The organism is Sutcliffiella horikoshii (assembly GCF_044809035.1).
GTDB lineage: Bacteria > Bacillota > Bacilli > Bacillales > Bacillaceae_I > Sutcliffiella_A > Sutcliffiella_A horikoshii_G.
This window is the reverse complement of sequence record NZ_CP085237.1, coordinates 1,729,283-1,748,391: the sequence shown is the minus strand read 5'-3', so window position 1 is coordinate 1,748,391 and position 19,109 is coordinate 1,729,283. Positions and strand designations below refer to the sequence as shown.

The 19,109-nt window shown below is 39.7% G+C and carries 26 protein-coding genes; 7 read left to right on the top strand and 19 right to left on the bottom strand.

Annotated elements, in window-relative coordinates:
- Positions 1-16 precede the first annotated feature (16 nt).
- On the bottom strand, positions 17-1,360 hold the full coding sequence (locus tag LG307_RS09165) for an acetyl/propionyl/methylcrotonyl-CoA carboxylase subunit alpha (RefSeq protein WP_404449965.1): 1,344 nt from the start codon (positions 1,358-1,360) through the stop codon (positions 17-19).
- Between the two features lie 218 nt (positions 1,361-1,578).
- Here LG307_RS09165 and LG307_RS09160 point away from each other — a divergent pair, with 218 nt between their 5' ends.
- Positions 1,579-2,073 carry an N-acetyltransferase gene (locus tag LG307_RS09160; protein ID WP_404449963.1) on the top strand — a complete coding sequence of 165 codons (495 nt, stop codon included), beginning with the start codon at positions 1,579-1,581 and terminating at the stop codon, positions 2,071-2,073.
- Between the two features lie 50 nt (positions 2,074-2,123).
- On the opposite strand, the gene LG307_RS09155 is transcribed toward LG307_RS09160, so the two are convergent.
- From LG307_RS09155 to LG307_RS09130, 6 genes are all read right to left on the bottom strand, one after another.
- Positions 2,124-2,762 carry a methanogen output domain 1-containing protein gene (locus LG307_RS09155; RefSeq protein ID WP_404449961.1) on the bottom strand — a complete coding sequence of 213 codons (639 nt, stop codon included), beginning with the start codon at positions 2,760-2,762 and terminating at the stop codon, positions 2,124-2,126.
- A gap of 15 nt (positions 2,763-2,777) precedes the next feature.
- Complete coding sequence (locus LG307_RS09150) at positions 2,778-3,188, bottom strand: thiol-disulfide oxidoreductase DCC family protein (protein WP_404449959.1); 411 nt, start codon at positions 3,186-3,188, stop codon at positions 2,778-2,780.
- Positions 3,189-3,646: 458 nt separating this feature from the next.
- Positions 3,647-4,264: an RsfA family transcriptional regulator gene (locus tag LG307_RS09145; protein WP_404449957.1), complete on the bottom strand. Its 618-nt coding sequence runs from the start codon at positions 4,262-4,264 to the stop codon at positions 3,647-3,649.
- 92 nt (positions 4,265-4,356) lie between these two features.
- Positions 4,357-5,118 carry an enoyl-CoA hydratase/isomerase family protein gene (locus LG307_RS09140; protein ID WP_404449955.1) on the bottom strand — a complete coding sequence of 254 codons (762 nt, stop codon included), beginning with the start codon at positions 5,116-5,118 and terminating at the stop codon, positions 4,357-4,359.
- Between the two features lie 110 nt (positions 5,119-5,228).
- Positions 5,229-5,402, bottom strand: a complete 174-nt coding sequence (gene rpmF / locus LG307_RS09135) for a 50S ribosomal protein L32 (RefSeq protein ID WP_047970756.1) — start codon at positions 5,400-5,402, stop codon at positions 5,229-5,231.
- A 47-nt stretch (positions 5,403-5,449) separates the two neighbouring features.
- Entirely contained in the window at positions 5,450-5,965 is a 516-nt protein-coding gene (locus LG307_RS09130) for a YceD family protein (RefSeq protein ID WP_404449952.1), read from the bottom strand.
- Positions 5,966-6,124: 159 nt separating this feature from the next.
- Between LG307_RS09130 and LG307_RS09125 the strand changes: the two genes are divergently transcribed.
- Entirely contained in the window at positions 6,125-7,369 is a 1,245-nt protein-coding gene (locus tag LG307_RS09125) for a nucleotidyltransferase (protein ID WP_404449951.1), read from the top strand.
- Positions 7,370-7,409: 40 nt separating this feature from the next.
- Here the strand turns inward: LG307_RS09125 and LG307_RS09120 are convergent, their stop codons facing one another.
- Both LG307_RS09120 and LG307_RS09115 read right to left on the bottom strand, forming a co-directional pair.
- Complete coding sequence (locus LG307_RS09120) at positions 7,410-8,432, bottom strand: SepM family pheromone-processing serine protease (RefSeq protein WP_404449949.1); 1,023 nt, start codon at positions 8,430-8,432, stop codon at positions 7,410-7,412.
- The gene (locus LG307_RS09115) at positions 8,422-9,219 is read right to left on the bottom strand and encodes a patatin-like phospholipase family protein (protein ID WP_404449947.1); all 798 of its coding nucleotides are present in this window, start codon (positions 9,217-9,219) and stop codon (positions 8,422-8,424) included. Before LG307_RS09115 ends, LG307_RS09120 begins: the two co-directional genes overlap by 11 nt.
- A gap of 325 nt (positions 9,220-9,544) precedes the next feature.
- On the opposite strand from LG307_RS09115, the gene ylbJ reads away from it, so the two are divergent.
- Positions 9,545-10,801, top strand: a complete 1,257-nt coding sequence (gene ylbJ / locus LG307_RS09110; protein WP_404449945.1) for a sporulation integral membrane protein YlbJ — start codon at positions 9,545-9,547, stop codon at positions 10,799-10,801.
- A gap of 54 nt (positions 10,802-10,855) precedes the next feature.
- On the opposite strand, the gene coaD is transcribed toward ylbJ, so the two are convergent.
- The 3 genes from coaD to LG307_RS09095 all read right to left on the bottom strand — a co-directional run bounded on the left by coaD (position 10,856) and on the right by LG307_RS09095 (position 12,545).
- Positions 10,856-11,344 carry a pantetheine-phosphate adenylyltransferase gene (gene coaD, locus LG307_RS09105; protein ID WP_404449944.1) on the bottom strand — a complete coding sequence of 163 codons (489 nt, stop codon included), beginning with the start codon at positions 11,342-11,344 and terminating at the stop codon, positions 10,856-10,858.
- A gap of 1 nt (position 11,345) precedes the next feature.
- Complete coding sequence (gene rsmD / locus LG307_RS09100) at positions 11,346-11,918, bottom strand: 16S rRNA (guanine(966)-N(2))-methyltransferase RsmD (protein ID WP_404450422.1); 573 nt, start codon at positions 11,916-11,918, stop codon at positions 11,346-11,348.
- 309 nt (positions 11,919-12,227) lie between these two features.
- A complete protein-coding gene (locus LG307_RS09095; RefSeq protein ID WP_404449942.1) occupies positions 12,228-12,545 on the bottom strand; it encodes a hypothetical protein in 318 nt (105 codons plus the stop codon).
- 96 nt (positions 12,546-12,641) lie between these two features.
- Between LG307_RS09095 and LG307_RS09090 the strand changes: the two genes are divergently transcribed.
- Entirely contained in the window at positions 12,642-13,031 is a 390-nt protein-coding gene (locus LG307_RS09090) for a methylthioribose kinase (RefSeq protein WP_404449940.1), read from the top strand.
- Between the two features lie 85 nt (positions 13,032-13,116).
- On the opposite strand, the gene LG307_RS09085 is transcribed toward LG307_RS09090, so the two are convergent.
- Entirely contained in the window at positions 13,117-13,392 is a 276-nt protein-coding gene (locus LG307_RS09085; RefSeq protein WP_404449939.1) for a YlbG family protein, read from the bottom strand.
- Positions 13,393-13,524: 132 nt separating this feature from the next.
- On the opposite strand from LG307_RS09085, the gene LG307_RS09080 reads away from it, so the two are divergent.
- Positions 13,525-13,857, top strand: coding sequence for a hypothetical protein (locus LG307_RS09080; RefSeq protein ID WP_404449937.1), 333 nt, complete (start codon positions 13,525-13,527; stop codon positions 13,855-13,857).
- Positions 13,858-14,349: 492 nt separating this feature from the next.
- On the opposite strand, the gene LG307_RS09075 is transcribed toward LG307_RS09080, so the two are convergent.
- The 4 genes from LG307_RS09075 to LG307_RS09060 all read right to left on the bottom strand — a co-directional run bounded on the left by LG307_RS09075 (position 14,350) and on the right by LG307_RS09060 (position 16,046).
- Positions 14,350-14,802, bottom strand: a complete 453-nt coding sequence (locus LG307_RS09075) for a YlbF family regulator (protein ID WP_404449935.1) — start codon at positions 14,800-14,802, stop codon at positions 14,350-14,352.
- A 60-nt stretch (positions 14,803-14,862) separates the two neighbouring features.
- Positions 14,863-15,288 (bottom strand): hypothetical protein, encoded by a 426-nt coding sequence (locus tag LG307_RS09070; RefSeq protein ID WP_404449933.1) that lies wholly within the window; start codon positions 15,286-15,288, stop codon positions 14,863-14,865.
- A 110-nt stretch (positions 15,289-15,398) separates the two neighbouring features.
- The gene (locus LG307_RS09065; protein WP_088018023.1) at positions 15,399-15,638 is read right to left on the bottom strand and encodes a YlbE-like family protein; all 240 of its coding nucleotides are present in this window, start codon (positions 15,636-15,638) and stop codon (positions 15,399-15,401) included.
- 15 nt (positions 15,639-15,653) lie between these two features.
- On the bottom strand, positions 15,654-16,046 hold the full coding sequence (locus tag LG307_RS09060) for a YlbD family protein (RefSeq protein ID WP_404449931.1): 393 nt from the start codon (positions 16,044-16,046) through the stop codon (positions 15,654-15,656).
- A gap of 138 nt (positions 16,047-16,184) precedes the next feature.
- Between LG307_RS09060 and LG307_RS09055 the strand changes: the two genes are divergently transcribed.
- Positions 16,185-16,670: a PaaI family thioesterase gene (locus LG307_RS09055; protein WP_404449929.1), complete on the top strand. Its 486-nt coding sequence runs from the start codon at positions 16,185-16,187 to the stop codon at positions 16,668-16,670.
- Positions 16,671-16,684: 14 nt separating this feature from the next.
- Complete coding sequence (locus LG307_RS09050) at positions 16,685-17,056, top strand: hypothetical protein (RefSeq protein WP_404449927.1); 372 nt, start codon at positions 16,685-16,687, stop codon at positions 17,054-17,056.
- A 25-nt stretch (positions 17,057-17,081) separates the two neighbouring features.
- Here the strand turns inward: LG307_RS09050 and LG307_RS09045 are convergent, their stop codons facing one another.
- On the bottom strand, positions 17,082-18,143 hold the full coding sequence (locus LG307_RS09045; protein ID WP_404449925.1) for a CAP domain-containing protein: 1,062 nt from the start codon (positions 18,141-18,143) through the stop codon (positions 17,082-17,084).
- Positions 18,144-18,526: 383 nt separating this feature from the next.
- Positions 18,527-18,940, bottom strand: a complete 414-nt coding sequence (locus LG307_RS09040) for a CBS domain-containing protein (RefSeq protein ID WP_404449923.1) — start codon at positions 18,938-18,940, stop codon at positions 18,527-18,529.
- Between the last annotated feature and the right edge of the window lie 169 nt (positions 18,941-19,109).

The window sequence follows — 19,109 nt, the reverse complement described above, 5'->3', positions numbered from 1 at the left end:
TAGTTGTAATAGTTGTTTAGGTTGTAATGGGGTTCATCGATTGGATGAAACCTGTATGATAATGACCTGAGATAAACTCGTCGGTTTCAATTGCATGAATTAAAAAAGGAAGATTCGTTTTTATTCCTTCTATTGAAGCCGCAGTTAAATACTTATTTGCCCTCTCTATTGCCGCTTCTCTCGTTTCCCCTGAAACAATGATTTTCGCAATCATAGGGTCATAGAATGGTGTTACTTTTAAATCGGGACCATAGCCGCTGTCTACTCTTACTCCTTCTTCACTAGGAAGATACCACTTGGTTATAAGTCCCGGTGATGGGAAGAACTTTACTGGATCTTCTGCATACAGGCGAAACTCTATCGCGTGTCCAGTACTTGTAATCTCTTCTTGTTGCAATGGAAGCACTTCTCCAGCTGCCACCTTTATTTGCCATTCAACTAAATCCAGACCAGTGATACTCTCCGTTATCGGATGTTCCACTTGCAGTCTAGTATTCATTTCAAGGAAATAGAAATTTTCCTTTTCATCCATGATGAACTCTACTGTACCGGCATTCTTGTAACCAACCTCTTTAGCAGCCAATACCGCGGCCTTACAGATTCTTTGTCTAGTCTCTTCACTCATAGAAGGACTTTGCGCTTCCTCAATTACTTTCTGATTCCGCCTTTGGACAGAACAGTTCCTTTCAAACATATGTACTACATTTCCATGAGCATCTCCGAAGATCTGCACCTCAATATGTTTGGCATTGCCTACATATTTCTCGATAAACATATCTTCATTTTTAAAATAGGCTTTTGCCCGTTTTTTCGTCTGTTCATAGGTATTCTCAATATCTTGACTGTTTTCACATCGGTGCATTCCAATTCCACCGCCCCCTCCACTAGCCTTTAACATGACAGGGAAGCCAATTTCCTCAGCAAGCACCAACGCTTCTTCTAATGTTTCAACTGGCTGTTCGGAACCAGGAACAACAGGGACACCTGCTTTAATCATCGCTCTGCGGGAAGATAATTTATCTCCCATCAGTTTAATGACGTCTACAGTTGGACCAATAAATGTCAGTCCTGCATCTTGGAGGGATTGGGCAAATTCTCCATTCTCCGACAAAAATCCATATCCTGGGTGGACACCATCCACATTTTCTTGCTTGGCTATTTCCAAGATTCTTTCAACGTTTAAATAAGATTTTTGAGGAGGGGCCTCACCTACATGTCGAGCCACTGTCGCTTGCTGAACATAAGGTAAATCTTTATCGGCGTCAGAATATATAGCAACTGTTTCTACCCCTAGTCGTTGACATGTCCGTATGATACGTTCTGCAATTTCTCCTCGGTTAGCAATCAGAATTTTTTGCATGGAGTTATCCCCTTTCTAAAGAACTTGCAATATAAATCCTTAACAAACTACTATTTCTACATAATTCCTTGATTTCCTCCTTTTATTGCAAGCGCTTTCTAAAATTATTGCAGAATTTTTTGTTTTTTTGTTATATAATTAATATTAAAATAAACCATTCTGCTTAATATGTATAGTGGTAAGCGCTTCTATTAGAGATTTTCAAGGGGGAAAAGTGTATGACCGTTAAAAAACTATCAATTAACTATAAAACACTGGAAGAGTTCAAACAGTTCAGGGAATATGGCATACAGGAACTATCCATGTTAGAAGATCTCCAAGATAATATTATCGAAAATGACAGCGAATCACCATTCTATGGTATTTATTATGGGGAAAAACTTGTCGCAAGGATGAGCCTTTACCGTGTTTCCAAAGACCTTGATAAATATTTTGAACCCCGTCAGGATTATTTGGAGCTATGGAAATTGGAGGTATTATCTAACTATCAGCGAAAAGGTTTTGGAAAAGAACTTGTTGATTTCGCGAAAAGCTTTGGGCTTCCAATCAAAACGAACCCTCGAGTCAAATCAGCCGACTTCTGGAATCGCATGGGGTTCACCTCCGTAAATTATGATGTGGAACGTGACCTAGGCGAGAATCCGCTTGTGTGGTACCCAGCAGGAGTCAAAGCTCAAGAAAGACTTACGAATAAAGAGGAAACGACAGACTAGTAATAAAAAAGGTAATTGCTCAACCACAAGCAATTACCTTTTTCTCTGTTTCATTTCATTTCTTCCATGTCCACATGTTTTTTTAAGCTTTCCAATTCGTCCAGCAGCTTTATCACAAGTTCATCACTTTTACGCAGCTCCTCATTAAGAAGCACAATCGTTTCATTTTCCCACTGAAAAGGGTCTACATTCTCAGGAGTTCGCAATAGATTTTCATACACATCCCCATTTACACCTTCATTGGGTTTAAAATAGATCACTACTTCACAGCCCAAATCCCCTAAGGCGATACGTTTTTTCAAATCAACTTTACCGTATCCAAATTTTCTTGATGCCATTCCCCCAAAAACACTTGATGTCATATTACAAAGATGTGGGGCATCCTTTACCATTTCACCGAAAGGGCAACGATCGGCTTTTACTATCACGTATTCTGGAGTAATTGATGAAATAAAGAATTCGCCACCAATGGAATTTTTCAAATCTACAATCACGTCTGCATATTTGTTTACAGACCAGTCATCTTCTCTGTTGCCGTAAAAATCTTCAATCCATTCCCCAGTTCGCAATCCAATTTGGCGAATATATTCATCGGCTGTTTTCCCCACCGTCTTTTCATGGATAAATGCATATTGCGTTATTAGTTTCGAAAGAAATACCGAGCCGGTCAATCCTGTTTTAGTGCTCATTTTTCTCTTCCACTCCTATAGAAATCTTTTTTTCATTTCTGGATTTGGCAACATACATTGGTCTTTTCTACCGAACCATCTATATCGATTTTTCGCAATGAAGGTATAAACGACATCTCTTACAGGCTTAGGAATAAAAATGAATGGATAGAAAAGCTTCCATGGACCATCCAATCCTTTTGACACCTTTAAAGCCGCTGTCGACTTTGTAAATATTTTCTTGCCTTCTACATAATAAAAGCTATCAAACTGGTCCAATGGGAGAGAATGCTCCTTTAATATGTTTTGTCCCACTTCAGACTGAAGAGAAGCAAATTTAAAAGTCGCTTGTTGGTCCCGATTTATCACAAAGGTCACCATAGAATTACACAAATTACATACACCATCAAAAAGTAGAATAGGGTGCTCATTATGAATTTCAGGCATTAAATCTCTCCTTTCAGGTACCATCCAGATCATTCCATTACTTCTTCATTATACAACTAATTCCCTGTAATGTATTCTTTTAACTTAGCTCTTTGGACTTTTATTGGATTTGTTTGTGGTTCAGGGCGTTTAGAACCGTTCTATTAGACATTTCATGGGGATTTCTTTGGGGTTCGGGCGTTTAGAACCGTTCTATTGGACATTTCACGGGGATTTCTTTGGGGTTCGGGCGTTTAGAACCGTTCTATTAGACATTTCACGGGGATTTCTTTGGGGTTCGGGCGTTTAGAACCGTTCTATTAGACATTTCACGGGGATTTCTTTGGGGTTCGGCCGTTTAGAACCGTTCTATTAGACATTTCATGGGGATTTCTTTAGGATTCGGGCGTTTAGAGAACCAATTTTAAGTTTTCAACTGAAAAAACCACCCTTCAAAAGGATGGCCGCGTTTTAATGAGCTATTTTTCCACTCGTTCCAAATTTCCGTTACGATCCATTTGGAATTTCACTTTTTTGTTTTTTTCATCATCTTGGAGCACGACCATTTTCCTTGCGCGTTCCATAATTTCAATCAGTGCTCGATAGTCCTCTTCTACAAGATTCATAGAAGATTCTAGTTCAAGTTTCGCCTCTGCCATAAGCTTCAGTTCACTTTCTAACCTTTCTACTTGCTTTTTCAAACCATGGTTCTCTTCTTTGATTATTGTATATTCATTTTCCAGCTGTTCCAAATGATTTAAATAACTGATAACAGCTGAAATGGTAAGACTATCTCCCTGATACAGTTTGTTGTTGAGGGAACTGAAATTACTTTCAACAACATGTGGTTGTGGAATGCTTTGCTCTTTTTTGAGCTCTTTTCTCTGTTTTTTCGCAAGTTCTATTCCAGTAGCATACTGCTTTCTAACATATGAATTCCACCTAAATCCACATGCAGCGGATGTTCGAGAAAGCTTCTTTCCCACTTCCTCAAACGCTGTCAATTGGGTGCCACCTTCTCTTATATATCGTAAAACCACTTCCGCCAACAATAGATCTTCATCTTGAGTCCAAGCATCTTGACGAACAGTAGACATATTGCTATCCCCCTTACACACTTTTTTACCCTATACATATGCGTGTAATAGAATAGATAGACTACGTGTAGCATAAAATGCCCTGTATTCTCTTATTTTTTCTTACTATCGAGAAAGGCTTTAACAGCATCATGATGTTCGTCTTGTTCCCATAGTATGGAACATTGCTCTATTTCAGCTAGCATTCTTTCTTTTAAAGCCGTCTGTTCCCACTTAGAAATGAAACTCTTTTTATAGCTCCTTAATACTGCGGAAGATGCTGCGATTTCCTCTTGTAATGACTGAGAATCAAAGAATGGAACCACTTTTTGGATAAAACCCATCTCCGCCGCTTCACTGGCTGTATATGTTTTTGCTGATGATAGCATGTTGATTGCACTCGCATGTACTACCTTTTCCATTAGCATACTCGCTCCGCCCCAACCAGTAGTAATACCCAATTTCCCTTGTACAAATCCAAGCTTTGCATGAGTTACTGCCCAACGCTGATCGCAGGCGGCGGCAATTTCACAGCCTCCCCCTATGGCGGTGCCGTTTATTAAAGCAACGGTAGGCACGGGTAGTGTCATTAGGTTATATAATATTTCCCCCATTTTGGAGAGCATGCTATAGGCTTCCTCTTTTGTATGTAAGGCGTGAAACACGGAAAGGTCTCCGCCCGAACAGAAAGATTGATTACCGCTGCCCGTAATGATGAATGCTCGGATGGCATGATTCTCTCTTACTTGGCTTAGTGAAGACCTTAATTCGTTCATCACATCATAATCGATGGCATTGTGCTTGTCAGGACGGTTGATAGTAAACCAGAAGAATTGTTCATCGTCTATGTGTGTGTGGACTTTAGATTCTGTCATTATTATGAGGACCACCTTTTCTTGATTATTGTGTTTATTTTAACTTATTTTTGTTGGTCCGAACAAATAAAAAAAGCACAAGGCAATTAACCTCATGCTTTTCTTACCATTTATTTGCTTACTACTTCTTTCCCTTTGTAAGTACCGCATGCCGGGCATACACGGTGTGATAATTTCTGTTCACCGCAGCTTGGGCATTCTACCATACCAGGAACTTGTAGTTTAAAGTGTGTACGACGCTTTCTTTTTACAGTTTTAGACGTTCTTCTGAAAGGTACAGCCATTCTTCCCACCTCCTTAAAAAATGAGCATCTACTACATCATGTAATGTCTACTCTTGGTCTTTCTCAAAAAACTTAGCCAGTCCTGCAAGTCTTGGATCCACTTTTTCCTGTGTATCCTTATTTGAAATGACGCCCCAGTCTTTACCGGATTGGGGAGCTGCCTCTTCCTTGTCAGGAGAGTCACTGAACACCTGCATCGGCACTTCCAGGATAATCGCTTCTTTAATAATTGGTATTAAATCGACAACGTCTCCTTCGACCGTATGCAACTCTTCTTCATCCGTTTCATACTCGCCAGGCTGAAATAAGAATGTTTCAGTTGTTTTTATCGTAAAAGGATAGTCCACATCAACCAACGTACGTGAACATGGTAAAACCATACTACCTTCCACAGTTAGATGAAACGTAGCTTTTTTTGAACTTAAATCAGCTCTTCCAGTTACGTGAACTGGTTTGACAGATCGAATTTCACTATGTGCCGTAATTTCACTTACATCAACTGTTTCATCGATTTCTAAACCTTTATGTTGTAACTGATTTAACTGGAATAATGTCCATTTCAACAAGATATTCACCTCAAGGCAACAAAAGTAATTATAGCTTTCGCAAGTTTATTTGTCAATATTTTTTCTTTACACTATAATTATAGACATAATAACGCAAATTGAACAAGTATCAGCGCAAATAAATGACGGATGAAAAATAAATGGAGTGGATATAAGGTGAAATCTTTAGGTGTAATTGTGGAGTACAACCCTTTTCATAACGGGCATTTGTTTCATTTCGCAGAATCAAAGAGAGTAACAGGTGCGGAAGTTGTCATCGCTGTCATGAGCGGACAATTTCTTCAACGCGGGGAACCTGCACTTGTATCTAAATGGACACGTACAAAAATGGCGCTTGCTAACGGTATTGATCTTGTAGTGGAGTTGCCGTATGCATTTGCTACTCAAAAAGCAGAAATTTTTGCTAGTGGTTCTATCTCTATTTTGTCTGGGTTAAAGTGTGATAGTGTGTGTTTTGGAAGCGAACAGGGGAATATTCAAGACTTTGAACGTACGATTGAATTAATGAATGAGCATAGTGATGAGTATGACTTGTTTGTTCAAGAATTCATATCAAAGGGTTATAGCTTTCCGAAGGCTTCTTCCTTGGCCTTTTTAAAGTTGACTGAAAACAAGGAAAAGGTTTTGGATTTAACACAGCCGAACAACATTCTGGGCTTTCATTATGTAAAAGCAATCCAAGAACAAAAGAGTTCTATACAACCTTGCACCATTGAACGGACAGGGGCCGGCTATCATGACCCTGATTTTAACGATACACCAATTGCCAGCGCAACAAGCATTAGAAAGCATCTGTTCGATCATAGCGGCAATATCGAGAAAGTCCAACGTTTTGTACCTAAGCCTACCTATGAACTGTTAGGCCGCTATAAAGAGCATGTAGGCAGTTTTCATCAATGGGAGGATTATTTCTCTCTCCTTAAATATCGAATCCTTTGCAGCACGCCCTCTGAGCTTTCAGAGATCTATGAAGTGGAGGAAGGACTTGAACACAGGTTAATTCACACGATGAAAGAGAGTTCTTCTTTTCATGAATTCATGACCAAATTAAAAACAAAAAGATACACGTGGACAAGACTTCAACGGATGTGTACTCACATACTTACCAATACGAAAAAAAATATGATGCTGGATGTTTCCTCATCCAAGCAAAGTGAATATGTTCGTTTGTTAGGGATGACAAAGCGTGGACAGGCATATTTGAAACAGATAAAAAAAGAGGTGGAAATGCCTATTCTCTCAAAAATATCCGGTGTGGACAGTCCGATGCTTGATATGGATATACGGGCTACCAACACGTATGCCATGAAGTTTCAAGAGCCTGCCCGAAGTGATTGGATGTTGCAGGAGTTCTCCAAACCACCGATACGCTATGATGAAATAGAACAGAGATTTATATAAAAAAACTCCTCAGCCATGGTGGTTGAGGAGTTTTTCTTTATTATTCTTTAGATTCCAATTTCTCCAGATACTCAATGGCATCTTCAAATGTATCTACAGGCACAATTTTCATGGATGTGTTGATATCTTTCGCGGCTACAAGTGCTTCTTGATAGTTAGAGCCCTCCACCCCTTTTTCATTAGGTGCAAAGAAGATATCAACGCCGGAGTTATCGGCGGCAACGATTTTTTGGGAGATACCGCCAATTCGCTGTACCTCGCCTTTTTCATTGATGGCTCCCGTTCCTGCAATTTCATAGCCTTTGGAAATATCATCCTCTACAAGCTGGTTATAAATTTCCAAGGAGAACATCAAACCTGCTGAAGGTCCTCCTATTTGTTCTGTATTAATGGTGATTGGAGGGTTCATCGTTATTTCGTAATCAGTTAATAAACTTATGCCAAGACCGGCACGGTTTGGGTCTTCAGGATGCTCTCCTAAAGTAATGGAAGTTGTTTTTTCTACATTTTCACGATCAAAGGTTAGCTCTATCGTGTCTCCGATGGATTTTTCCCCAACCACTTCCATCAATTCTTCCGCGGTCGCAGTTGCTTTTCCATCGATATGTGTAATACGGTCACCAATATCCAGCTTTCCTTCAGCAGCTAACCCTTTTTTCACGCTAAACACATATACTCCCTTAGATACTAGTTCTACCTCTTTGCCAGCTTTTTCATAGGCTATTTTAATAGCAGTTTCTTTAGAACTTTCCATCATATGTAACTGTCTGTAGTTATACTCCTCATCTGTCTCATCTTCTGCACGGATTTGATTAATGGGAAAAATGTTTTGGTAATCACTTACTTTTGCATAAGCATAGGTGAATATGTTGGCCTTCCCCATTTTAACGGTGGTCAGCATAAAGCTGCCTTTATCTTCATCCCCACCTTCAACAGATACAAGCGGTCTTAATTCCTGTGCATCACCTGGTCGTGTTACATAATAGGGCAGTGTAACAAAATTAAGTACCACCGCTAGCACTACCCCGATTAGAAGGGACCTCATAAAATATTTATTTTTCATGTTGCTGTTTCTCCTTCCACTCCTCTATCGTCTTCTTAATATAAGGGATCTGTATCTTTGTCGCTTCTTCACCTATCCGGATAATTTCCTCAATGTTGGTAAATGCGCGTGAACTATAATGAGCCACAGCAGGCCTTATCATTATATCTGCTTCCGTTTCACTGCGCTTAACCAACTCATTTTGCATAATATCAATGGTTTGTAAAATAACATCAAAAATAGAATCCACCGGTTCGTTCGTTTTAACTTGTGAAACGTCTATTGCGATCACAATATCCGCTCCCATCTCCTTAGCCACGCTCGCAGGTACCCGGTCTACGACGCCGCCGTCAACAAGCAACCGGCCGTTAACCTTTTCGGGAACAAAAATTCCAGGAATGGAAATACTTGCTCTGACAGCATCAGAGATAGGTCCACTAGTCAATACTACTTTTTCCGCCCTTTCCAGATCTGTCGTAACGATGGATAGTGGGATATCCAGTTCTTCGATATTCTTGTTTTGGGTGAACATGCGGATAAGTTCCTTCACCCTGTTACCACTTACAAACCCCATTTTTGGAACCGTAAAATCCAGGTAATACTTTCGTTTGAATGCAGTGGCAATTTTATAAAGTCGGTCCATATCATGTCCCATTGCATAGAAGCTTCCTACTAGTGCACCCATGCTGCTTCCGGCAATCAAATCAACGTGTATATTCTCTTCTTGTAATACTTTTAATGCGCCAAGGTGGGCAAACCCGCGAGCGCCACCTGATCCCAATGCGATTCCTATTACAGGTTCTTTCAAGTTATCACCTCAAGCTGTGTACAGCCACCTAAAGCTTTACAGCAACCAAATTATCAAGTCCTATACCATTATCCTTTGACTCCTCTAATTTATCATACGCTATTCCTTTTTCTTGGTGAACAAACTGTGAAGACTTGGGTCATTTTAGGTTCTAATTCACTATCCCTTACACGTATATTGAAAGGTAAGGTATTAGGACAACCTGGTTACCCATTTAGGGGTAATTAATATTATTCTAACAAAAACCCAATCATTCTTGTACAAAAAAGAAATGAGGAACAAATTCATTGTTTGCATATATGGTGTTTTTTTTGTTCTTACACTTATGAAGGGGGTTAATTGGTTGGATTATTCGAAAGTAAAGACAATATTTTTTGCCATTATTATTTCCCTGCTGACACTATCACTTATTCTTAACCCTCAGGCATCTTTTCAAGCAAGTGTAAGGGGACTTAATATGTGGTGGGATATAGTATTCCCTTCTCTGTTGCCATTTTTGATCATAAGCGAACTTTTGATTGGTTTTGGCGTTGTTGCTTTTATCGGTGTTCTCCTAGAACCATTTATGCGGCCGCTTTTCAGAGTGCCTGGAGTCGGGGGTTTTGTATGGGCAATGGGGATGGCGTCGGGTTATCCTTCCGGAGCGAAATTGACTGTCAGACTGCGTCAAGAAAATCAGATTACGCAAATTGAGGGAGAACGTCTTGTCTCCTTCACCAATTCTTCTAATCCACTTTTCATTTTTGGCGCTATAGCAGTTGGTTTTTTTCACAACCCTAAAGTCGGGATTATACTTGCGGCAGCCCATTATTTAGGGAATATTTGTGTGGGACTAATTATGCGGTTTTACGGTCCTTACTATGCGTCCAAACGTCAAGATGACCTATCCAGAACTCTCCAAAAAATTTCGATAAGAAAGGCTTTTTCCGAGTTGCACAGAACACGCATTAAAAACAACAAGCCTATAGGGAAATTGCTTGGAGACGCAGTATTGTCTTCCGTACAGACTTTGTTAATGGTCGGAGGATTTTTGATACTCTTTTCGGTGTTGAACAGCATGCTCTCCTTATTTTCTGTCACCGCTATATTTGCTGCACTCATCAGTGTGTTCCTTGCCGTATTCGATATTTCCAAGGATCTTAGTTATCCCCTCATATCAGGGCTGTTTGAAATTACGCTAGGAGGAAAACTGACAAGTGAAGTAAAAGGTGTCAATCTGATGGAACAAATCATCGTGACCAGCTTTTTCCTTGCTTTTAGCGGATTTTCCGTGCAAGCACAAGTTGCAAGCATATTAGCAGAGTCTGATATTCGCTTTAAACCCTTTTTCCTAGCGCGAATTCTCCATGGTGTTTTTGCGGCAGTTATTACTTTTATTTTATGGAAGCCGTTGGATCAGAAACTTGAAGGATTTGAAACAGATAATGGAGACCTTCCTGTATTTCTACCATATCTACCTCAAGGATATTGGGAATCGGTTTTCGGTCTTTTTCAGACATATGGCCCGATATTTACCATTGCAATGCTGTGGATTTACTTATTGCTTCTATTAACAAGAGTTGTTAGAAATGAACAGGTTTGAAGGATTTTTTAAAAAACGCCTTGAAAATCAAAGATGATTTCCAAGGCGTTTCTGCTAGTTATTAGTATGAAACTTCTTTTTCAGGGCTTGTTCCACTGTTGGAGGAACCAACTCCGATACGGATCCATTGTATTTCGCCACTTCTTTTACAATGCTTGAGCTCAAGAAAGAATACTGGTTGTTTGTCATCATGAACAATGTCTCAATACTTTCGTCTAGTACTCTGTTCATGGATGTAATTTGCATTTCGTACTCAAAGTCTGATACTGCGCGCAATCCCCTTACAATAGATCTAGCATTCTTGCTGTGTGCATAATCAATAAGCAGGCCATGGAATTCTTCCACTTCCACATTACCGAATTCCTTTGTTACCTGCTTTATCATATCTACCCGCTCATCGACCGTAAATAATGGTTTCTTAGAGGAGTTATTTAATACACAGACATATACCTTATCAAATACTTTTGAAGCTCTCTTTATGATATCAAGATGCCCAAATGTGACCGGATCAAAGCTTCCCGGACAAACTGCTACACTTGCCACGTCATTCTCCCCCTTTTTCTCCACTGCTATGGTGGTAAACGGAGATGACCGTCAACCCATAGACTTCCTTCCTTGTTCGTTGAAATACACCTAACATTTCGGGCAAGTCCACTTCGTTGCTGTGTTCTGCCATGATGAGGCCGCTAGGCGCCAACAACTCAAAATCACTTATTTTATGTATCAATTCTTCTAAATGATGTTTTTTATACGGGGGATCTAAAAGGATTAAGTCAAATTGGATTTCGCGTTTGTTTAAAGCATTCAATGCTCTGACTGCGTCATTGCGGTAGACTTCCACCTGTTCTCCCAAATCGAAGGCTTCAATGTTCTGTTTGATAGTCTGGATGGCCTTTCCGTCCTTGTCAACAAAAATTACCTTGTCCACTCCGCGACTTAAAGCCTCTATGCCGAGAGATCCGCTCCCTCCGAATAAATCAAGTGCCAAACCGCCTTCAAAATAAGGGCCGATAATATTAAACACGGACTCTTTCACTTTATCTGTGGTCGGTCTCGTATTCATTCCCGGAACCGCTTTCAATTGTCTACCTTTCCATTTACCTGACACTACTCTCATCTTCTCACCATACTTTGTATCTAAATTACCAATCAACAATATCCTATCATATTCGACATGAATTTCAAAAGCATTTCTCAGCCGCCATATAAGTTTTATGGATTGTGTATAGCTTTACATCTTTTGGTTCATACTTAGTGGTAACAACATCCTTTCGTGTGATGTTGTTGCCAACCGCGGAGAAGACTTACGTTTCCCCATAAGTTCTTCCTCCGGTTTCTCCTCTCCCTTTGCCTTCTTAACCTTGATTCGTTTCAAGGGATGGAAGGACCCTGCCCGGACATCCGAGCAGGGTTTTTTTGTTAAGTATTATGTTGGCATGTCGAAATCAACCACATTTTCATTTGTCTCACATTGGGATATACATAGTTCTCCCCATTCGTCCTGGTTCATAATGCCCTTCTCTGAAACATACCCTTCTATTTCTTCCAAACTGCTTTCTTCTAATTGCTTTTCTTCCTCCTCAGTCAGGAGTCCTTTTTGAACAAGATAGTATAGAATACCTGTCACTAGCATTCCTTTTATCGGAAGACCCTTATTGGACGGGGAAACATTCTTTCGAAAAAAATGATCATGAATATACAAAAAGATCAAACAGGTTATTAGAATTAAGGTGAACCAAAGCATCGGCATACCTCCTTTACGCAGTATATTCTCTTCAATTTTCAAATGGAACATGGTAAAGTATGTGTGAATAAAGCTCGTTGAGAGGAGAAAAAATAAATGATACAACGCTTTATAGAACTTGGAGAAGGCTATTCTGATATATATGAACTTATGGAGCTGGCAAGAAGTAATAAAAATAGACTGCAACATCTCATAATGCTCCATACAGTGAAGAACGGACGAAAATTATCTTCATATGTTGTTGTCATGAAACCTACAGACCCTGGGGATTTTCAAGCACTTTACATCAGTTTGGAAGGAATTCCTAACCACCAGTTTCAACCGAACAAACGCGCTGAACTTTTTCAAGAACTTGCAATGGAATTGGATAAGGAGATCATTCAATTCGAAGTAAAACCTACGGAAGTGTTTGCTGAGAAACAACTTTATTTCCAATATCTAATTGGAATATTGCGGTTAAATCATTATATTCCCGCTTTAAGGTAATCATGAAACATATCAATGCAAGACAAATTTGGATAATGAAAAAAGCAGTACCAAACCTAATTCCTTAAGTTTGTACTGCTTTTTTTTATAAGCCCATTTTATAGTCATATTCTTTTGCTTTGTCCGGCCTGGAATTCTCGTAATGAGTTTTTATTGAAGGTTTATGCGAAACCTCTACCTTTTTAACGTAAGATTGTCTGTTAAGCTTTTCCACCAGAACATCGGTATCTTCACTGTTGCAGTAAAACAGGACATATTTCAACTTTTTAGATATATAGATGACATTGCCATAGCGTCTGAGCAACTTGGCTTGCTTTAATGAATGAAGCCATACTACGATGCCTTGTCTTTGTGATAGCATATAATTTACCCCTTTAAGAAGATTGTTCCGCTTTTTTATTATAGTTTAGCATGAATGGAAATATTATGACATACTTAAAGCAAACCAATTGGCGAATATTCCTTCATAAAATAGAAAGAAAGGGCGTTTTTCATGGAACTGGAGCAGATCTGGAATGTATTTTTAGAAGAGCTGGATAAAAATGATTTAGTTGTAAGCTGCTTCAGGAAACATGTAACGGGTATTCCTTTTTTATATGTGGAGATTGATCATAAGCATATCTCTGGATGGGAGGAAAAAGGGTTATCATTTATAGGGGTCTGCTCTAAAAAAGCGATGCACAAGAAGAAAGTGACAGCGGAAACGCATTATGTACGCAGGCAAGGTTGTTTGTTTGTATACAGACACCGCTTCTATGTTCCGCAGGAAAAAATGTTCTGTTGTGGAAACCTTTGCGATGATTGTATTCGATTAAGAGGTAAATAAACTGCTAATAACCTTAGCAAGCTATAAGAAAAACCGAGCAAAACCTGCCCAGTCCTTTCTAGTAAACAGTAGTTAGTGAATAATAACCGCTGTTCCTTTCCGCAAATGGCTGCGCTCTCCGCGGGACGGTGCTTGAGCCTCCTCACAACGCTTCAGGGGTCTCAATCTACCGTTACTCCCCCGCTGGAGTCTACGCCATTTGCTCCAATACACAGCTGAAAATTATGTAAACGATACGTTAATGCTTATTCAGTTAACTCAATTAGATTGCTTCATAATCCCCTCGATGAATGAAGCAAACTTTTTGATTGGAGTGGAAGGCGCGTAGACGCCCCCGGGAGGAAGGGCAGGTGAGACCCCACAGGCTGCAAGCCGAGGAGGCTCACGGACCGCCCGCAGGCAAGCGAAGCGCCTGCAACGGAAATCAACTGCATTATATACATTCTTATCTTTCAAAAAAGAAGCTGCAATGGCTGCAGCTTCTTCGTGTATTTAGCTTGCTTTACATCCGCATCCGCCGCCTGAACCACAACCGCCGCCGCAGCTCGATAGGGAGTCGAAGAAAGGATTTCCGGTTGGGACCTTTACGTTTTGTGATACCGCATGCCCAATCATCACACTTATTTCATCAAGTGTTTTTTGAATGGCATCTTCCGCCTGTTTAAAAGCGTGGATGGTTTCATGGAGATCCACTTTACGTTTCAGCTCCCGTGTTTCAAGGGTAACTTTACGATAGTCAGGGTGATATTTCCCGAATCGTTGTACTTCCTCATATCTTTCTTTTATAGAATCGAATGCACGGATAAGTTTCTGTGCTTCTTCGTCATGTTGTACATTATATAAACAGCGATGATAGTCTTCAGCAAGTTCGGACTGCCAAACCATTTTCGCTAGTTCTTCTGCTTTTTCGACCAATTGAACATGCTCAAAAGTTGCAATTATCATCGAATACACCTCCAAGCCAATCATACCATGTTTTGCTAGAGATGTATAATAGCCTGTAGTTTAGATTTCAATTTGAATGGAACGCTCGATTCCGTATTCAGTCCAATCGTTATGAAGCAATTTAACCGTCAGATCATGTTTCCCTTTAGGTACGTTTTTCAATATAAAGGCTCCTTTTGCGAAGCTTCCCCACTTCTTATTATCCAGGTAAACAACAACTTGCCCTTCTCCTTGTTTTTTCGCCCCTCTGTTCTCTTTAAATTCAAAATTTGGTGTAATAATACATTCAAGATACACATCCTGCCCTTTTACTGCATGATGTAAGGTCATCGAAATGTCTTTTTCATTTGTCGTTGAATTGGTGGCCAGGACCTCTAAAACCTCCACACCTGATACTGATTCACTTTTTGGCTTTTGTTGATCTTCTTTACAGCCTCCAAGGGTAAGCATTAAAAGACAAGTCATTACCAACAGTGATTTCTTCATAATTTTGCCCCTTTCTAACATTGCTTTTTCTATAGTTTGAGAAAGGAGTTTATATTCTATTCGAAACAAAAAAAAACGCCCGCAGAAAAGCGGTGCGCTTGGATTTAAGTTTAGTCCATATTCTTCATCGTTTGGAACATATGAACCATCATGGAAGCCATTTGAACAGAGTTTTGGAACTTCTCTACTTTGTGTGGAATGGTCTGTTTATAATAATGCATGGATGATAATTCAAAGTCATTTAGCTTTTCAGGGTTTCTAGTCAGCGTACGATACCATATTGGCTGTTCTCTTAGATAACTTTTTAACGTTTTCTTTTTTTGGATATATTCATAGACGTCTTTTCTCATTTGTCTCATCCATTCCTAGTCTTTTCGAAACGAAAAAGGATTTTTTACACCCTGAGTCGGGGAACTGCCTTTAGTTGAGCTTGGAATGAACTGCTGTATGAGCTGCTGTATATTCCCAATAGCAGAATTGACATTTGTCAGATGATATTGCATCTGGTTCACGTCCATTTTTTTCAAAGATTGCAGCAGTTGAGGAATAACATCGGTTTTCTTTTCTGTTTTGTCCTCCTGTGTTTGATCATCACGGAAGCTTTTCCAGCTCTCGTCCTCTTCCCCTAGCAAATACCATTCTTCAAAAAATTCTTGCCAGGTCTTTTTCTTAGCTTTCACTTCTTGAGAAAGTTTTGGATGTCTTTTTACAAAGTCTTTGAATTTTTCAATGCTAGGATGTTTTTGATTAGTTGCCATTCTCTCACCCCTCTCCTCGTTAATATGCCTAGTTTATTTTATTTGGAAAAAGTAAAAGCGTTCGCCTATTTTTCTTTTCTTCCTTGCCAGCGCTTGTTAAGATGTAGGTAGACTTTTTTGAGAAAGAAGGACAGAGTAATGGATATCATGCAACAATGGAACGACTTTTTATCAGATGCTTCCGAAGAGGAAAAACAGGCAGCATCCTTATATTTAAAAAGCCTTGAACGTAAAAGAAATGGGGCAAATGGGACGCATATAGGTGCTCTTATGGAAATCAACAGTGAATTTCATGAGCCGGATACCTTGACGATGACAATCCCAAATACAGAACTGCTACAAAACTCCTTAGATATTTTGCACGGTGGACTAACAGCGACATTGCTTGACTCTGCAATGGGGACGCTTGCATTTAAATTAATTCCTGAGGACAAGGCTGCAGTTACGACGGAAATGAAAGTAAACTATGTTGCTAAAGGGGTAGGAGATCATTTCACCTGTGTGGCTTCTGTCATTCATAAAGGGTCAAAGTTACTTGTAATGGAAGGTAAAGTTTATCGAAGTGACGGCACCTTGATTGCCCATGCAACAGGCAGCTTTTTTGTTATTCCTAAAAGGAGCTAGAAAGGAAGGTAAAAATGGTTACTGCCATCGTTGTTCCTATTCTGATTGTTTATTTTTATTGGGTGACCAAAAAAGAGGCAAAAAAACAGAAAGAACGTTGGAAGAACCTTACCAAGGTGCCTTCCGAAGCTAGGTTGGAAGGAAAGATTTTGTTCATACATACGGAGAAAAGACGTTTTTATCATCAACTGTATGCACTCGAAACTACATGTCGTATACAAAATCACAATGGGATAGTGACAGTAGTGTATAAACAACCATACACACCTTCAAGTGCCTCCCCTGATTTAAGTAATGGGGATATGTTACAGGCAGTTGGAAGTTGGGAAGGTGAAGTCTTTCTGGCCGGGGAAATGATTTCATGGAACAACAAGAGACAGCCATGAATACATGTCTGTCTCTTGTTGTTTCTTACCATGTTTCGATAAAATTCTGGGTATAATATTTCTCCTTCACACCTACTCCAAGGTGAGTGAACCTTGGATTTAATAACGTATTTCTGTGGCCTTCGCTATTTAACCAGCCTTCAACCGCAGCAACTCCGTCCACATATTTCGCTGCGATATTTTCACCCGCTAAGCGAAACGGGACATCTCCTTCTGTTAATCTATCTGTCAAAGTACCCTTGGTAGGTGATGTATGGGAAAAGTAGTCCCCCTCCCTCATGTCTTTACTATGTAAGTATGCTACGCCTGCTGTGTCTTCATCCCATTCTACTGGTGAGAGATCAAAACGATGTCTGATGATATTTGTAAAATCGATAATCTGCTTCGCATCCCCTTCTTCGACCCTTGCCCATTCTTCCTCACTTAGTTCTTGCGGTTCCACTAAAGGTCCTCTGTAAACAAGCTCATAGGGGCGCTGCTTAATAAGGGTGGAGCTATCCATATAACGGATACTTGAAAGCGTTTCTTCAAAATCATCGAAATATAACTGCACATAGAAGTCTTCCACTTTCAGTAAAGGTCTTGTTTTCAATTCTTCCTGCTTTAACTGAAAACGATAGGAACCATCTCCATGGGAAACGGTCATTTCATTAGAAAAATCATATACATCATTCAATTGTTGGTAAGTCTGCCCTATTTGAAAAAGCTCGTTTTTACTTTTACTACCCGTACTAAAAATAGTGACAACCTTTCCTTCACTCACTCCAAATTGCATGTAATTCTCCAGGTTCTTATTATAAATCCACCATTCGTAATCATAGGATGACAAATCCCTTCTGGCTGGTTCTCCTAACTTGTCCAATAAAGTTTGCGAGTCCGCTCCCATAAAAGATCCTAGACCATCTATGTCATCATTCATTTGTATCTCAGATTGTACAAATGCTTGTTCTTCGGACTGCTTTTTCTCTGGTGCAATCTGCCCTGTTAGTGGTTGTTCTTTAATGAGCTGTTCTAATTCATGTGGTTCAACATTTACAAATAAATACAAGCAAAATGCAATGAATAGCAAAAAGAATAAACCCCTCAATTCCTTTTCCCTCCCTTTTCTATCATTATATTTACTAGATTCACTTTCATTCATATATTTATGAGTATATAGACCTTGGTATAGTTATTCTATCTATACCCTATTAAACAATAATGAATACTTTTCTTCCACATAAAAAAAGACCGGTTGTATACCACCCGGTCCTATCGTTAAAAAAACTTCAGTTATTGGTTTGTATCCGCTGTTGCTTTCCGCGGGACGGTGCTTGAGCCTCCTCACAACGCTTCAGGGGTCTCACTCTACCGTTATTCCCCCGCTGGAGTCTTCGCCATTTGCTCCATTCCACAGCTAAATACTACGTAAACGATACGTTAACGCTTAATCAACCGTGTCAAATACTTTCTAATACTTAGAATATTAGATTATTTTTCTGAGATATCACTTAGCGCATCGCCAGCTTGATCATCAGAATAATCTCTCACCGCTAAGTCACCCAGGGATACGATCCCAATAAGCTGCCCGTTTTCTACGACGGGCAATCTGCGAATTTGATGTTCTGCCATAAGATGGGAAGCCTCTGCTATCGAAGTATCTGGACCGATAGTAATTAAGTGGTCACTCATGACATTTGTAACTGGATTAGAACCCGGGTGTTTTTCTGCTATCCCTCTAACGACCAAGTCACGATCTGTAATCATTCCCAAAAGTTCTCCATTCTCCACTATAGGAATGGCTCCTACATCCAGATCCTTCATTTTAGTTGCCACTTCAAAAACATTATCCAATGGCGTGCAAAAATCTACATTCGTTGTCATAACATCTCGTACTGTTTGCATTTTTCTACCTCCGTTATATTTCATACATAGCAGTCCAGTATTTTGAAAAGGATAAAAGTATCCTCTTCTACAGCTTTAGGTTCACCATTTTCTACAAAATCATGAATTTTTCCAAAAAACTTATCTGGACAATGCCGAGAATGCGAACCTTTTATTGAAAGTTGTCCGC

Bases quoted from the DNA above. Each gene is read 5' to 3' on its own strand.
- LG307_RS09060 (WP_404449931.1), bottom strand. From the start codon at position 16,046: ATGGCAACTAATCAAAAACATCCTAGCATTGAAAAATTCAAAGACTTT.
- LG307_RS09145 (WP_404449957.1), bottom strand. From the start codon at position 4,264: ATGTCTACTGTTCGTCAAGATGCTTGGACTCAAGATGAAGATCTATTG.
- ylbJ (WP_404449945.1), top strand. From the start codon at position 9,545: ATGAAGGGGGTTAATTGGTTGGATTATTCGAAAGTAAAGACAATATTT.
- LG307_RS09150 (WP_404449959.1), bottom strand. From the start codon at position 3,188: ATGCCTGAAATTCATAATGAGCACCCTATTCTACTTTTTGATGGTGTA.
- LG307_RS09050 (WP_404449927.1), top strand. From the start codon at position 16,685: ATGGTTACTGCCATCGTTGTTCCTATTCTGATTGTTTATTTTTATTGG.
- LG307_RS09055 (WP_404449929.1), top strand. From the start codon at position 16,185: ATGGATATCATGCAACAATGGAACGACTTTTTATCAGATGCTTCCGAA.
- LG307_RS09155 (WP_404449961.1), bottom strand. From the start codon at position 2,762: ATGAGCACTAAAACAGGATTGACCGGCTCGGTATTTCTTTCGAAACTA.
- LG307_RS09120 (WP_404449949.1), bottom strand. From the start codon at position 8,432: ATGAAAAATAAATATTTTATGAGGTCCCTTCTAATCGGGGTAGTGCTA.
- rpmF (WP_047970756.1), bottom strand. From the start codon at position 5,402: ATGGCTGTACCTTTCAGAAGAACGTCTAAAACTGTAAAAAGAAAGCGT.
- LG307_RS09095 (WP_404449942.1), bottom strand. From the start codon at position 12,545: ATGCTTTGGTTCACCTTAATTCTAATAACCTGTTTGATCTTTTTGTAT.
- LG307_RS09140 (WP_404449955.1), bottom strand. From the start codon at position 5,118: ATGACAGAATCTAAAGTCCACACACACATAGACGATGAACAATTCTTC.
- rsmD (WP_404450422.1), bottom strand. From the start codon at position 11,918: ATGAGAGTAGTGTCAGGTAAATGGAAAGGTAGACAATTGAAAGCGGTT.
- LG307_RS09160 (WP_404449963.1), top strand. From the start codon at position 1,579: ATGACCGTTAAAAAACTATCAATTAACTATAAAACACTGGAAGAGTTC.
- LG307_RS09080 (WP_404449937.1), top strand. From the start codon at position 13,525: ATGGAACTGGAGCAGATCTGGAATGTATTTTTAGAAGAGCTGGATAAA.
- LG307_RS09090 (WP_404449940.1), top strand. From the start codon at position 12,642: ATGATACAACGCTTTATAGAACTTGGAGAAGGCTATTCTGATATATAT.
- LG307_RS09085 (WP_404449939.1), bottom strand. From the start codon at position 13,392: ATGCTATCACAAAGACAAGGCATCGTAGTATGGCTTCATTCATTAAAG.
- LG307_RS09040 (WP_404449923.1), bottom strand. From the start codon at position 18,940: ATGCAAACAGTACGAGATGTTATGACAACGAATGTAGATTTTTGCACG.
- LG307_RS09065 (WP_088018023.1), bottom strand. From the start codon at position 15,638: ATGAGAAAAGACGTCTATGAATATATCCAAAAAAAGAAAACGTTAAAA.
- LG307_RS09070 (WP_404449933.1), bottom strand. From the start codon at position 15,288: ATGAAGAAATCACTGTTGGTAATGACTTGTCTTTTAATGCTTACCCTT.
- LG307_RS09075 (WP_404449935.1), bottom strand. From the start codon at position 14,802: ATGATAATTGCAACTTTTGAGCATGTTCAATTGGTCGAAAAAGCAGAA.
- LG307_RS09165 (WP_404449965.1), bottom strand. From the start codon at position 1,360: ATGCAAAAAATTCTGATTGCTAACCGAGGAGAAATTGCAGAACGTATC.